The organism is Cutibacterium avidum ATCC 25577 (assembly GCF_000227295.1).
Taxonomy (GTDB): domain Bacteria; phylum Actinomycetota; class Actinomycetes; order Propionibacteriales; family Propionibacteriaceae; genus Cutibacterium; species Cutibacterium avidum.
This window is the reverse complement of record NZ_JH165054.1, coordinates 1,777,448-1,793,168: the sequence shown is the minus strand read 5'-3', so window position 1 is coordinate 1,793,168 and position 15,721 is coordinate 1,777,448. Positions and strand designations below refer to the sequence as shown.

Genomic DNA, 15,721 nt, shown 5'->3' with positions numbered 1-15,721 from the left:
CGAAACCTGTCCGACAGCAGCCCTAGACTGACTCACCAGTTCGGTCTCCAACATTTCAGGACAAGGCCGAGTCGTCACGAGGAGGTGCCCCGATGGCAGGTGTGGTGAAGGTGGTTCGTACCTGGCACCAGGTCCGAGAAGCTGTGACGACGGCCCTTGCGCAACCCACTGAGGACCCTTTCGTCCGTCCGCTGCTCGTAGCACCCAGCACCGCCCATTCCCGCGCTCTGCTGCAATCCCTTGCCCGCCGCCATGGCATTGCCGCTGGCATCCAGTCGACCACGCCCCACGGTCTTCGAACCCACCTCGAAGAACAGCTCCTCGGGATTGGGCGCGACGAGGATCCGTGGCGCCCTGGGCCGTTGGCGTTACGCATTGCGCGCATCATCGAGACTGATTCCCCAGGTTTCGAGATCGTCTCCGCTCATGTCGATGCCAGCCTTCGACAAGGCATTCCACGTGCATCATGGACGACAGCCCGACAAGCCGCAGAAGCCTTGACGGCGCTCGCCCGAGACTCCCACGAGGTGTTGCGAACCTGGGCACAAGGCCACGGCCCTGGACGCGACGATGGACATGACGTCGATCTCGCTGGTGCCCCCCTGGATCCCGCCCGATCCTGGTGGGCCCCACTCTGGCGTGCCCTGCTCGCCGATTCCTGCTCCGTTGCCGATCCGGTGACCAGACACGAGATGTTGGTCAACGCACTGCGAGGCCAAGAAACCTCCTCCGGTGCACCCATCGTGTGGTTCTCATCGACGGCTCTGCCCCATCATGACGTCGAGCTGGCCGAAGCACTAGCAGCATCACGCACCATCACGATCGTCCACCTCGACCACGCCATTGGACATGACGATCCGTGGCGCACCTTCGACCGCCTGCGCACCACGACGACCACGAGGTGGACCGCATCATTGCTTCCGGCGACGAGTGAAGCCCCGGGCGCTCCAGGCGACGAGTTAGCCCCCGTCGAGATCCACAACTGCCATGGGCCGGACCGTCAGGCAGAGGTCATCCGCGACATCGTCTGCGCAGTTCTTGCCGACGACGAGACGGTTCAGCCAAGGGACGTCGTCATCGTCTGTTCGGGGCGTCAGGATACCGCGCACCTGTTGTCCGCAAGCACCATGGCGGATGTCAGTCATCCGGCCAACCAAATCCGGTTCACGACTCCCCCTCCCCAGGATCGCGTCAATCCGGTGACCGAAGCCGTCACAACCGTCCTTGGTCTGGCGTCTTCTCGCGCGACTGGGCAAGATCTCCTCAATCTGTGCGCTATGCCGGCTGTGAGGGCACGTTTCGGATTCTCCGACGATGACCAGGAAACCATTGAACGGCTGGTGAGCCAGGCCGACATCCGATGGGGAATTGATCCAGCGGCTCGTGAGGTTGCCGGGCTGGGTCGCATCAGGCAGTCGACTTGGTTGGCCGGAATCGAGCGCATGGTGCTCGCCATCGCGATGTCGTCGGCTCCTCCCACCCACCTCGGTACCGTCACACCCATTACTGACGTCGGTTCCACCACGATCCCAGTGGTCGGGAAGCTGGCCGAACTGGTATCGCGATTACGCAAGGCGTTTCTGGACACCGAGGCACCCGCGCCAATCACCACGTGGTTGACTCGCATCAGCGACATCGTCGACAACCTCACCGCCGCGCCCAGCGATGCTCCGCGATCGGTCCTTGACACCCTCTCCCTTCTGACCGGTCTTGACGTGGCTGCCGAGAATCGACTTTTCGATCGCCAGGAGATCATTGATCTTCTGATCTGGTTGTCGCGCACACATCACGGTCGTCACACATGGTTCGACGGTTCGCTTCACGTTTGTCGTCCCGGGGACCTTTCTCCCATTGATCATCAAGTCGTCATCGTCGTTGACCCTGATCAAGACGTCATTCGGACCGACCAGCTTCAAGGGTTGCGCGATGACTGCCTTGACCCGACTGCGAGAGCACGCCAGGACCTACTTGACGTTGCTCTGTCGGCAAGGAGCCGCCTCATCGTCGTGCGACAGGCTCGAAACGCTGTGACCAACCTGGCCGTCCTGCCTGGCCCATTCACAACGACCCTCACGCAGTCACTGGAGATGAGGTCCGTCACTGCCCGCTCCGTCGATCACGGTTTGCAGCCCTTCTCGCCTGATGAGTTCTGCGATGGAAACGGTGTATGGTGGCGCGGTTTCGATCACACCGCAGCCCACGCGGCACGATGCCAGCCTGGTTCGCAGCGACGTCGTGAACGCGTTGTCCTACCACCGGTGACGGAGCTTCCCGAATCACGGATGTCGCCAACCGATCTCACCCTGGCGCTGTCTCACCCCGCTCGGACATTGCTCCGGGCACGGGCAGGTGCGCCAGCCAACGAGAGAAACACGGAGTTGCCAGTCGACCTCCCCCTTGCCCCGACATCGTTGGACAAGTACTGGATCCGTTCTCGGATACTCGCGGACCTCGAACATGGTTCGAACCCAGAAGATGCCATCAACGCCGAGCGTTTGCGCGGGTCAACTCCCCCAGGCCGCTTGGGGCAGCGAATCGTCAGTTCCTTGGCAGACGATGCGATGCGTATTTCGCAGACGGCCAAGGAACTTCGTGGTGGTCACGATGAACGATTCATAGAAATCAACCTTGATCTCATTGACGGTGACAACCCGCCATTGACGTGGCCTGATGGTCTCATCGTTGATCCGATGCATGTGGTCTCACTGCGAGGCCGTGTCGGCGTGAGGAACAATCAGATCGTTCATGCTGTCGCGACACGTGCGAATGCCAGGCCAATACTTGATCTGTGGGTTGACCTCCTCGCGGTCGCCATTGCCACTGACGAGGTCGGATGGTTCGGGACTCTGGTCTCGAGCGACGGGGTTCGAAGGATGGTGGCTCCGGACCCCGAACACGCACGCGGGGTTCTCGCCGGTCTGGCACGTCTGGCATGGTGGAGCAACCAGCAGTTCATCCCCCTACCCGTCAAACTAGCCCATGCCCTGGTAGGCCTGTCTCCCATGGCTCGCAATGACTACCGCACCGGCGCCAGTGCACTGCAAGTGCAGTGGTCCCGGGAGCGTGATCCAAACTGGGCAGCATTCCTGGGCACTGACGTCACCGAGCTGATCACCCGCTGTCATGAACTCGGCACCACTCTTGAGGAGCTTTCCGGGTGGTTGTTCGACCCCATCATTCGGGCATCGCAAGGTACTGGATTCTCACCACCTTCGATGGCTCGATTCGCTCATCCCGGGAGTATGGCATGACGACGAAGGCCTCATTCAACATCGTTGATCCGCTACCTCAGGGAACGGTCCTGTTGGCTGCGAGCGCGGGAACTGGGAAAACCTGGACGATCTCGGCGGTGTGCGCCAAAGCGATCGCTACCGGAATGGTGAACATCGAGAATCTCCTCCTGGTCACCTTCAACCGATCGGCAGCTCGGGAGCTGCGTGGCCGAGTGTATGAACGCCTTGTCAGCACCGCATCCCTGCTCGCGGGTCGCCGGAAGTCTGCAGACGCCTGCGATGACTCCGTGATGAGCCTCGGCGCAGAAGGGTTGAAACGTGTGGAGGCGGCCCTCGACTCCTTCGACCGGGCCGTCATCACGACCACCCACGAGTTCGCCTCCCGAATGCTCGCCGAGTTGGGAGTCCTGTCAGACCACGACCCGTCGTCAGTCCTGATGGCCGACCTCACTCCAGTGGCCAACGAGGTGTCTGACGACTTTTATCTGGCTCGACATCTCGATGCTGACCGACCTCCTTCTGTCCTTGACAAGCGGGATCTGTCCAGGGACGTTGCCGTCAGGTATGGCGAGGTGCCGATCGCGACAGATGTGGAAGCCATGTCGCCCGATGTTGGCTGGGCCATGTCCGTGCGTGACGAGGTACGAAAGCGCTCGCGAAAGCGAGCAATACATACCTTTGACGACCTCATCGGAGATCTTGTCGGAGCACTGCGAAATCCGGTACGTGGCCCGATGGCATGTGCGACGTTGGCACGGCGCTTCTCCCTGGTCATGATTGATGAGTTCCAGGACACAGATCCTCTCCAGTGGGAAATCTTGCACCGGTCATTTCACGGACACAGCAACTTGTGGCTCATCGGAGATCCCAAACAGTCCATCTATGCATTTCGCGGCGCCGACATCTACGCCTATCAGGACGCCGCGAATTCCGCTGAGCACGTCCTCCATCTCGACGTCAACTACCGGGCGGACAAGCCCATCGTCGAGGCGATCAGTACCCTTTTCGGCAACGCACAGCTAGGACGCGGGATCGCCATGGAATCGGTCACCGCTCGTCACCCGACGTCACGAATCGGCACTGGGACCTCGCAGACTCACCGGTACAGCTGGTCACAACCATTCCAAATCCGTTGTCTCCAAGCCCCTCTCGACGGGCAACTGGATGCCACGACCTCGGATCGCCTCGTCACCGAGGATCTCGTCAATCAAGTCATCATGATGCTGGAAGGCGGCACGATCATCCATGACGAGGATGAGCAGGACAGGCCACTTCGCCCCAACGACATCGCCATCCTCGTCAGGACGCGCAGGAGAGGTGCGGAGATCGCTGCTGCCTTGTCACGGGCCAATCAGCCCGCTGTCTTCTCCGGAGCATCACCGGTGTGGTCTTCCCAGGCCGCCGAGGATCTCGTCATTCTCCTGGAAGCTCTCGACAACACTGACGAGAGGCTGCGCACCCGGTTGTGCCTGTCTGACCTCATTGGTGCAACCCCTGCTGACCTCGCGGCATCGGATTCAAGGGTGCGTTCCGACCTCGCCATCGACGTGGCCCGTTGGGCGAGCGTGTGGCCCAGCATCGGAGTGTGGGGCACCGTCGAAGCGGCCCTCCACCGACCAGGGGTGTTGGATCGTCTAGTCAGCATGAGCGGGGGCGAGCGATACGTCACCGACCTCCGCCAGGTCGCTCAAAAGGCCCACACCGCGGCTGCCGAGGCCAGATTGACGCCGATGGCAACTGCCGGATGGATACGCGATCAGCAACGACGAGCTGGTGACGATGACCCCCGTCGTCTCGACAGCGACCATCAGGCCGTCAACGTCATGACCATTCATGAGGCGAAGGGGTTGGGGTTCCCCGTCGTCCTGCTGCCTGACATCGCCAATGGATGGGCGCCGAGAAAGAACATCAGCGGGCCGGTTGTCTGGCATGACGGGCAGCGCCGAGTACTCGACATTTCCTCCCAGGGGATTGATCGCACCATGGCGATTGAGAACCACGAGGAGGATGAGCGTGGCGAGAATCTGCGACTTCTCTACGTCGCTCTCACCCGAGCTCGATCAGCCGTTCGGTTGTGGTGGTCTCCATGCTCACGACGCAATCGATGGTCGGCCTTCCAACGTCTGGTCGAGATGGACCGTTCCACTGGCGAACTCAGCCTTGGCAGGGCCGGAACTGATCCCGGTACCCTCCCCTGGCTCAACTCAGGGCCAGTCACGACAGCCATTGCACCCGCAAATCAGAAACAGCTCACTCGAGCATCGGACGCCGAGCATCGGAGCATTGCGGCTCCTCGTTCTCTGACACGACCCCTCGACCTCGACTTCGTCCGAACCTCGTACTCGGGATTGACTGCCGAGCTTCATGGCTCCGTCCTCGCTCCTCTGCCGACCACTTTGACTGACGAACCTGAGGACGACGAGTCCCCCGACACCACTGCACCAGGCCTCTGCGGACTCCCAGGCGGCACCTCCTTCGGCACCCTGGTACACACAGTCCTTGAATACGTCGACACCGGTTCTGCGGATTTGTTCAACGAGGTCCTCGCGATCACCCGCAGAACTCTGCGCACCACGCCATTGCCGGACGTCCCTGCAACAGATCTTGCCAACGGCTTGGAACAGGTTCTGCGGACTGATCTTGGCGACCTGGCGCCGGGCATGTCCTTGTCGAGCTTCTCCCCCGACGACCGACTCGCGGAGATGAACTTCGAGTTGGCGATGTCCCAATCTGGTCTGGCAGCGACGATGGCCGATCTGGCAGCTCTGCTCAGGGATCCAGGTTTGGTGCCATCTGACGATCCGATCAATGGTTATGGGGACGCCCTGGCCCACATACCCAACAGTGACCAGACTCTGCGAGGGTTCCTCACCGGTTCGATTGATGCCGTCCTGAGACGACCGGATGGACGCCACCTCGTGGTCGACTACAAGACGAATCGGGTTCCCGGCGCTCGGAAACTTCGGGCCGACATGTACGACACCGACACCATGCGCGCCATGATGTTCAGCTCTCACTATCCCCTTCAGGGACTGTTGTATTCGGCTGCCCTGCATCGTTTCCTCTCGGCGAGCCTTACCGGGTACGACCCTGCCCGTCACCTCGGTCCGATTGGGTATCTCTTCGTTCGAGGGATGGCCGGTCGCCCAGCTCCGGAGATGGGGATGCCGCAGGGAGTGTTCACCTGGCATCCAAAGCCGGAACTCGTCGAGGCCATCAGCGAGTGTTTGGGAGGTCACCATGCCTGAACTCGTACCGGTCGGAGCCGGAACCAGGTTGGAGCCCTTCGCCCGCGCCGGTGTTCTCGAACCAAGCGACATCCACCTTGCCAACCTGGTGTGCCGTATCGGCGAGGAGCACAACGCTGACGTCAGTTTGGCCATTGCGTTGTCGTGTCGTGAGCTGCGTCGAGGGTCGGTGTTCTGGGACCCCCACGAGATCGCCGAGTCCATCCGACGTCAGGTTCTCGACCCAGCCATCCCGGACATCAACGACAGCGAGCAGGCTGCGCTCTTTGACGACTTGGAATGGCCCGAACCGAGAGAATGGCTGTCTGCCCTTGCGGAGAGCCCCATCATCGCGGGCCGTGGTGATCCACTCAACCAATTGCCGGCTCGCTTGGACGATGGCCTGCTCTACCTTGAGAAGTACTGGCAGGCTGAGCACGATGTCGCTCGCGATTTGGCCTCACTCGCCGCAGACCCCCCCAGCCAGGGACCCGTGCCCGCCGAGCAGATCGTGTCAGAGGTCAGCGCTGCTCTTGCATCCTCCGGAATCACGTTGGATCCGGCTCAGGCCCAGGCTGCTGTTGCCGCCATCACTCACAGGATCAGTGTTCTTGCTGGTGGACCTGGAACAGGCAAGACGACGACAGTGTGCACCCTCCTGGCATCACTTCAGAAGGCGGATCCTCACCTCGGTGCCATTGCCCTCGCGGCCCCCAGCGGCAAAGCAGCGGCCCGACTTCGCGACTCGGTGTCAGAGGTATCAGAGCGCATGCCTGACGATCTCAGCCCCATCGTCGCTGATGCCACGACCGTCCATTCCCTCTTGAAGTGGCAGGGGCCAGGGACATCCTTTGGCTACGACGAGCAGCACCAGCTTCCCTTCGGAGTGGTCGTCGTCGACGAGGCGTCCATGCTCTCCCTCCCACTGGCGGCCAGCCTCCTCGCCGCTATTGGGACCGGGACTCGCCTCATCCTGGTGGGAGACCCGGGCCAGCTCGTCTCGGTGGACGCCGGAAGTGTTCTGGCAGACATTGTGTCGTCAGCCGGCACCCTCGATACACGTCTGCCTGTCACGATCCTCACTCGCAACCACCGGTCGCGAGGCGACATCGCGGATCTGTCGGAAGCCGTTCGTGAGGGCGCCAAGGAAACCGCTTTGGAGGTGCTCACCAGGTCTCAGCCCGACCATGATGCGTCAAGGCCGAGCTCCGTCCTGCCGAGCATTTCCTGGATCGACGCCGATCCCGCCAATATCACCATGGCTGACCTTCCAGCTGTCGCGGACGTCATCGCACAGACGGGATCGCAGATGCTCGAGCTGGCCCGGTCGGGCTCCGACGCCGCTGCCCTCAAACTCGTGGATGGCCATCGCTTGCTGTGCGCCCATCGGGAAGGACCATATGGCGTCGACGAGTGGTCGCAACGCATGGTTTCTGTCCTCGCCGATGTCCTTCCCGGAGTCGATCAGAGCCGATGGGCGCTCGGTGAAACTGCCATGGTCACACACAATCTCGCTCAGCTGGGCGTGAACAATGGCGACTGTGGAGTTGTCGTGGAGACGCGACCTGTTCCGACCGTAGCTCTTCCCGGACCTGGCGGGGCCCCTCGGCGCTTGCCCTGTTCCCTCATCCCATCTCTGCAACCTCTGCAGGCGATGACGATCCACAAGGCCCAGGGCAGTCAGTTCACCAATGTCACGGTGATCTTGCCGCCCCCGGATTCCCCGCTCCTCACCCGTGAGTTGTTCTACACGGCGATTACTCGTGCTCGTGAGCACCTCACGGTTGTCGGGATGAAGGAGTCCGTGGAGCGGGCCATTGATCGGACCAATGACCGCCGGTCTGGTATCCAGCGTCGGTGGGAGGAGACTCGCTCACTGTGACCAGAGCAGTTGCCGAAGAACTTGCGGTCGCTCACCTCAGCGGAGACGACAAGTCGAGCCCGCTCTCAGGTTCCGGAAGCCGATGTGCCAACCATGCATCAATGAGAGCTCTGGCAATCGACAAGGTCGGTGGCAGCTGCAACCGACCGGACTCAACCTGATCGGACACCTCGTCGCGGGTGAGGAAATCAGCCCCTGCCAGCTCGTCGTGGCCCACGTCGATCGTTCCGGCTGCTCGTGCGACGTAACCGAACATGAGTGACCGCGGGAAAGGCCATGACTGTGAGCCGACATACCGAGCAGCGGTGATACTCAGGGTCGTCTCCTCAGCAACTTCGCGGACCAAGGCATGTTCCGCTGGTTCCCCCGCTTCGACGAACCCGGCCAGAAGGGACCGACGATGAGGAGCCCAGGAGTGTTGCCGAGCCAGCACAATGCGGTCCTCGGCGTCCAGTACCGCAGCGATGATCGCCGGGTCGGTACGCGGGAAGACCTGGTGACCATGGGCACAGATCCGAGCCGGACCGCCGTTCGTGATGCGTGTCGGTTCCCCACACCGGGGGCAAGTCGGCTTGCTCTCGTGCCATGCGAGAGCTGCAACCGCTGCCATCACCACTTCACGATCAGTCGGGTCAAGGTCCACGGTGCGCAAGCTGCAAGCTTCTGTACGCGGCTCACCGTTCCGCCGGGCAAACCACGGCACTCCACCGACGACGCCCAGGAACAGGTCGCGCTGGTCGTCCCGATCCCCCTCAGTTGGAACCGTTGCCACGCGTCCGTTGGACATCACGACCTTGTCATGCGGATCGATCAGCAACAATCGGGCCATCGGATCCTTCCACCGAGCTCGATTCGCCTCGTCGTCGTCCCGGTCTGCATGGCACCGATCCAATATGGGTCGAGCCACGATGCGCGTCTCGCTGATCCCAGTCACGTTGTCACTGTAATCCCGGTCATCGCGAACGAGCCGAGGGCCGAGACTTGCTGGACGACATATCGGATTCGTCCTCCGCACCCTCCAAAATCGCAGCCACCTGATCAGCATCCAACAATGGTTCTGCGGTGATGGTCTCGTTGGCCCCGACATGATGGAAAACCGCTCGCACCCGAGACGGATCGATCCCTCGGGCTTGGGCCCATGCCAACCGATAGATGGACAACTGAAGCGGGTCAGCCGACCGTGGCCGCGAGGTTTTCCAGTCAATGACCAGTTCATCGCCGGGATGATCGGGGTCGGCCACCACCGCGTCAAGACGTCCACGGACGACGGTGTTCCCAATCGTCATGACGAAAGACCTCTCCACCGCGAGGACTGTCGCGTCTGCCCACCGACTTTCCTCGAAAGCCTGGCGAAGGGTTCGCAGTGCGTGGCCCCCGGCCGACTCCGTCACCGCACTACCCTCGACCTCCAGGCTGTCCTCCTCAGATTCGTCGATCTCTTCGATGTCAAGGAGCGGGATCGGCTCGGTCGGGGCGAGGCGTTGGCTCACCCACTCGTGGAATGCCGTTCCGATACCGGCTCCCCTGTCTGCAGGTCGAGGCATCGGACGTCGCAGTTCCTCCCGGAACGCCTGTGGATTGGCGTGGAGCCTCACCATCTGAGAGGTGGTCAGTCTCGGCGGAATGACCGCATGGTCGCTGTCATCGCGCCGACGTCGAGCATCAGCCACCAAGGCCTGCGCGTCGGACCGCCACGATGCCACCCGATCGGCGTCCTTGGGATCATCAACAGCTGGTAGATCAACACCGTCAGGCATCTTGGTGCTGGTCCATGGGATGGCGCTCTCATCGGCGAACACCGGCCATGGAGTCCCGTCCTGGGTACTGGCCTCAGGTCGCTCGCCAAGCTCTGGCCACGTCACATCGAGCATGGTGGCAAGGAGATCTGCGTACTGGCCGGGTCTGTAACAACCTTGTCGTCGTGAGTCCCATTTGTGCCATGACACGATCAAGCGTTCTTTGGCTCTCGTCAGGGCCACATAGGCCAGCCTGGCCTCTGACCATCGTGAATCGTCCTTGAGGGCCGCGACGTATTCCTTGGCATCGGCCTCACCTCCGGAAACGGGATGGTTGATCTCACTCGCATCTCCCCTGGCGAAGGATGGCAGGACAGCGGCCACGGTCACGAAATTATCCGGACTCAGCTCCGATGGGAACACGCCTTGGGCCATGTCAGGAATGATCACGAACGGCCATTCCAGTCCCTTGGCCCCGTGAACGGTCGATATCGTCACGGCATCGCTGCGGTCTGCGGAGGCTCGGGCAAGGCCATGCCCATGGTCCTCCTCGGCTGCCAGCCATGCGACGATCCCCGCGATCGTCATGTCGGGGTCGCTCCGACGCACCTCTCGTACTGCGTCCCACAACTCGTCGAGCTGGTCACGACGGGCCAAGCCACGACCTGGGTCGTCGGCAGCCATGTCGTCCACGAGCCCGGTAATTGTTTCGATGCGCAGGATCAGGTCGTCGGGGCTGTCCCCCTGATGGACCTCAACCTCGACGATCTCCGCAGCAAGACGCTTGAGTGCAGATCGCACCCGTTCATCGCCTACCGGTAGACCTTCCATGACAGCGTCGACGAGATGGACGTCAACATCCTTGGGATCCAGGCCGTCAGCCTCCGCCTGTGTCTTGGCCAAGGTCCGTGCCCGTCGGTGAACCCAAGCAAGATCGTCCGTTCCCAACCCGAATCGAGGGGCAGCGAGCAGGGTCGTCATGGCTGCATCGTCATGATGATCGACGAGCAGACGAAGATGAGCCACCACCATGGCAACATCCGGCAGAGACAACAACCCGGAGAGGTTTGCCACTCTCACCGAGATGTCACGAGAGCTCAGCGCATCGTAGAGGTCGGCAATGTCGCCGTTGCGTCTGACCAGGATTGCGGCATCGGACCACCGTGTGATTGCCCCACGTTCTTTGGCCTCCACCAGCATGTCGGCACACGCACGGCACTCATCAACCCAGGTCGGGTATGCGGCAACACCGACGTCCCCTCGACGGTTCCCCTCTGGAGCGACGAGAGGCATCCCCACCGCGAGTTCCACGCGGTCCTCGGCCGCGCTGTCGTCGACAGATTCCATGGACGATGCCAGCGACTCCCGTAACTCCTCGGATGCCACGTTCGCGGCGTCAATGATCTGATTGGCACATCGTCGATTCGTGGCCAGGGACAACATGGTCGCAGGGCGACCCGTCTCATCAGGAAACCGCCGGTGGAAATCCAAGATGTTGCTCGCGGCCGCTCCACGCCATCCGTAAATGGCCTGCAACGGATCACCGACAGCCATCACCGGATGACCCATCCCGTGATCAGCATCCGGCCCCGAGAAGAGGGCAGCCAACAGATCAGCCTGCGCCGACGATGTGTCCTGATACTCGTCGAGAAGAACGACACGGTATCGGGCCCTCAATTCCTGCCCGACCCGTGGATGATGTGCGACGAGGTGCAGGGCCTGCAGCATGCGATCGCCGAACTCGACGAATCCGCGCTGCCGTTTGAGATCCCGGTAAGCCTTGACCAGATCGAGTAGGTCCTCACGTTCGTCCACCGTGAGAAGGTTCTTCTTCACACTGGCGTACTGCTCCCCATCGCGTCGTGTCGGTGCATCGACAAGCATCTGACGCCAACGAGCATCCGCAGCTCGCACCGTATCCTCACTCGCATCGTGTGAGGACATCGCTCCGGCCAGTGACACCACCGCTTGAGCAATCGACGTCGGCGTCAGATGGGTGCCCACCAACGGTGGCCTGTCCAACTCTGACACAACCTCCGTGGCCAACTGATACGCCCTCGCTCCTGTGATGAGATGAGCACCCGTGTCTATCCCATCCCACGCCCCGTAGTCGGCTACCAGAGTTCCGGCAAAGCTGTCGTACGTCGCCACTGTGGGCCTGGGCTGCTCCGGGGTCAGTAAGCCTGCACTGGTGAGGTTCTTCTCGATCCGCTCCGACAATTCGGATGTGGCCTTGTTGGTGAACGTCAAGCCCAGGATTTCCTCCGGCCTGACCAGCCCACCGGCGACAAGCCAGACCACCCGGGCCGCCATCACTGTCGTCTTACCCGTACCTGCTCCAGCAATGACGACGCACGGTTTGAGCGGTGCCGTGACAGCCCTCTGCTGTTCAGCTGAGATGGGGATCCCAAGCAGAGATGCAATGTCGACGTCATCGTTCCGGATCTCGTCAGTCGACTCCGTCATGAGGCCCTCCCGTGCTGTCGAGGTACTGCAGTCGAGGAGTCCTTCGGGACCAAGGCCGGGCATCCGGCCCTCGCTGGGCAATGACCGCAACCCTTGTTCGCAATCGCGGTGTACTCACCAGACTTGACGACCTTGACGGCCTTGTCAACGCTCGCCTCGATCCAGTTCTGGCAACCATCAACTGGCTCCGTGCCGTTGGGCCAGGGAACGTCCGAAAGCCCACTCTGGCGGTCGATCTTCGCATTTGCCTGTCCCTTGCCCGCCCCAATCCGAAGATGGACCAATTCCGCGCCGCTCACCGACGCCTTCCCAAGACTCGCGACTCCACCGGCGGCGACGACGGCTTGGTAGACACCGATCTGTAGGTGATGGGAGTTCTTCGTTTCAGGAGACTTGCTTGTCCCAGTTTTGAGATCCACCACATAACAGGCGCCTTCTGCGTCTCGTTCGAGCCGGTCTATGCTTCCACGTACTCGAGCCACACCGGACGGAACCTTGATCGTGCCATCGACACGCACCTCAGCACCGATGAGATCTCGATCACGCGAAGCCAACCACCCGTCAAAACGCTTAAGCGCAGCTTTTGCATCGTCGAGCTCGGCCTCTTGCTGCCACTCCGCGGTCAATTCGATGTCCGGCCACGACTCCTCCAACTCAGCCAGTGCTCCGGGCAGGGACCATCGATCCATGTTCTCCGCACAGATCCGATGGACAAGGGTACCGATACTTGCCCTGAGGGCAGCACCGTTGCTGGCTCCGGCACGACGAGTCATGAACCACCGTCTCGGACAGGTGAGCAATTCTCCAATGTGCGAGGCGCCCAACTCGATCTCACCGGTGACATCAGCCTGACGAGGGGCACCCTCACGCCACCAGGTTTGCGGGTCAGCTTGTGGCACGAGAGGCCGTCCGTGGTGCTCTTCACCACGCAAATCATCCAGAAGCTCCTGAGCTTGGACCCGTACCCCTGGCGACTCGGTCTCGTCCGCGACAACTCGACGCAGTTCGCCAACGAGCTCGGTAAGGCCGGCGAAGTTCAGGACGTTCACGCTGTCCTCGAGGTGTGGAATCCCCGTCAACACCCCGGATGGGCGGATGCCTTCATCCGGAGACTCGACTGAGCACAACAGTAATTGATCTCTCGCGCGCGAACACGCCACAAGTAACAGCCTGGTCTCGGCACGAAGGTTTTCCGACCATCCAGGAACCGTCACGGGACCGTCCGGAGACCATCTGTCTGCAGCGACCAGGGAACCGGTGTGGTTGTCGGCAGGCCAGTTGCTCTCTTCCAGTCCGCAGACCGCCACCACGCTGAATTCTCTTCCCTTGACACGGTGAGCAGTGACGACGGTGACCCCATCGCGATCTTCATCAGATTCACGAGCGCGGTCTGCTGGAATCTGCTCTCGACTGACCATGTCGATGAGGCGACGTCCTCCCGACACACCAGCCATGGTGCGGGCTGCCTCTGCCATGTCGAAGAGAGAACACAGGCCGTCGAGATCACGATCAGCTGATGCATCCCCGGCCAAGGCGCGACGACGCAGGGCGGACGCCCATGAGCTGCCCTGCCACAAGGCCCACAACGCCTCATGGCACGTGCCACCGAGGCGCAAAAGGCTTGCCGAGAGTTGAACTCGCCGGACCAAGGCGGCAAGCGGCTCAACCAGAACTCGTAGTCCTGGAGGCACGGTGGTCACATCGCTGTCATCGTGAGCTCCATCACTGACGGCGTCGTCGGCCATCTCCGTCCTCGTCACAGAACGGCTCGCATCCGCGGCCAGCTCCTGCAGCACCTCCCAATTCAGCTCCTCCCGGCGAACGAGTCGGCACCAGGTTTCGAGGCGATGAACGACAGTGAGATCGATTCCTGCCAATGGGTTCGTGATCAGGGCCGACACTTCTCGCCGGCCCGGTTGGGTTCCTGTTGCGAGACGGACAGCCACCTCAAGAGCATTGAGGATCTGAGTGACGGCGTGGACGTCAGACAACGCATGCTCATCCCGCGAGCGCAAGACCGGTATGCCCTGAGAGGCAAGGATCGTCGCGATCACTCCCAGCTCAGCCCCATGACGGGTCACCACCGCCATCTCACTCCAAGGGACGCCATCGGCCACGTGAGCATGGCGAAGACTTCCAGCGACCTTTCTCACCAGGCGAGTGGTGCTGCCAGCTCGAACGGCGGCTACCTTTCCCGCCTCTGTGGCCGCGGCGTTGTTTGCCCGCCGTCTCAGACGGCTGGACGACGGTATCGCTGGCATTCCTGCACGCAATGACTCAACGACGTCGGCAACATGCGCATGATTACGGTAATTGATCGTCAGGTGGTGAATCGACACGTCCGGGAACTCATCGATCAGATCGTCGAGGCGTTCCGCGGCTGCTCCTCGAAAACCGTAGACGGTCTGGTCCGGATCGGCGGTCAGCACACAAGGAACATGGCATTGCGCAATCTGGGCAATGAGGCGAATCTGGGACGGATCACACTCGGTCAGATCGTCGCACACCAGCAGCTTGACCCGTGACCTCACGTCGATGGCCGCACCTGGACGGGTCAAGGCGATCCGAGCACGATGCACCGCCTCGGCGTAATCCACTGCCCCCTCCAGATCAAGAACGTCCAGATAATCCGTCAGGAATGGTCCCAGAACCTGCCATTCCGGCACTCCCCAGGTCATCCCCGCAGCAGTGAGGTCCTGCGGGTCGCATCCTTCTTGACGAAGTCGCGCCGCCATGACACGCACGTCAGACGCGAATTGAGAGGTCTGTGCGCATGCCTGCAGTTCCTCGGGCCAGTCCGTCATGTCACGAGCCGCAAGAAGCTCTCTGATACGAAACTCCTGCTCAGGAGCGGTCAACAGCCGTCCCGAGAAATGTCGAGATCCAAGGATGCGCCGGGCCAACGCGTGAACCGTCATGACATGAGGGTCCAGATGAGCGCCTCCGAGTCGTCGTACGAGGCCATTGCGCAATGTCTGGGCAGCCGGTCTTGTCTGGCCGAGCAGCAGGATGTCGGACAGGGAGCCGCCAGCTTCGACGTACTGCGCGGCCACCTCAAGACACAGACCCGTCCGTCCGGTGCCCGGCCCTCCCATGACGAGGACCGTGCCAGCATCATCATTGAGCACCCGCACCTGAGCGTCATCCCATCCATGCATGGCACACATCCCACCACCG

At 61.7% G+C, this 15,721-nt stretch carries 5 protein-coding genes and 2 pseudogenes; 3 read left to right on the top strand and 4 right to left on the bottom strand.

Going from position 1 to position 15,721, the window contains the following annotated elements; all coding sequences use genetic code 11:
• The first annotated feature begins 92 nt into the window (after positions 1-92).
• The 3 genes from HMPREF9153_RS07985 to recD are packed head-to-tail and all read left to right on the top strand — an operon-like array spanning position 93 to position 8,342.
• Positions 93-3,251, top strand: coding sequence for an exodeoxyribonuclease V subunit gamma (locus HMPREF9153_RS07985; RefSeq protein ID WP_004811086.1), 3,159 nt, complete (start codon positions 93-95; stop codon positions 3,249-3,251).
• Complete coding sequence (locus HMPREF9153_RS07980; protein WP_004811084.1) at positions 3,248-6,481, top strand: UvrD-helicase domain-containing protein; 3,234 nt, start codon at positions 3,248-3,250, stop codon at positions 6,479-6,481. The genes HMPREF9153_RS07985 and HMPREF9153_RS07980 overlap by 4 nt, the downstream gene beginning before the upstream one ends.
• A complete protein-coding gene (gene recD, locus HMPREF9153_RS07975) occupies positions 6,474-8,342 on the top strand; it encodes an exodeoxyribonuclease V subunit alpha (protein WP_004811082.1) in 1,869 nt (622 codons plus the stop codon). The genes HMPREF9153_RS07980 and recD overlap by 8 nt, the downstream gene beginning before the upstream one ends.
• 31 nt (positions 8,343-8,373) lie before the next feature.
• Here recD and nudC read toward each other — a convergent pair whose 3' ends face one another.
• The 4 genes and pseudogenes from nudC to HMPREF9153_RS12985 all read right to left on the bottom strand — a co-directional run.
• Complete coding sequence (gene nudC / locus HMPREF9153_RS07970) at positions 8,374-9,162, bottom strand: NAD(+) diphosphatase (protein WP_275433910.1); 789 nt, start codon at positions 9,160-9,162, stop codon at positions 8,374-8,376.
• Positions 9,163-9,295: 133 nt separating this feature from the next.
• Positions 9,296-12,544 (bottom strand): ATP-dependent DNA helicase, encoded by a 3,249-nt coding sequence (locus HMPREF9153_RS07965; protein ID WP_004811078.1) that lies wholly within the window; start codon positions 12,542-12,544, stop codon positions 9,296-9,298.
• Positions 12,541-14,244: pseudogene (locus HMPREF9153_RS12990) on the bottom strand (RecB family exonuclease); the annotation flags it as partial. The pseudogene HMPREF9153_RS12990 and the gene HMPREF9153_RS07965, both read right to left, overlap by 4 nt.
• A 72-nt stretch (positions 14,245-14,316) precedes the next feature.
• Positions 14,317-15,711: pseudogene (locus tag HMPREF9153_RS12985) on the bottom strand (UvrD-helicase domain-containing protein); the annotation flags it as partial.
• Between the last annotated feature and the right edge of the window lie 10 nt (positions 15,712-15,721).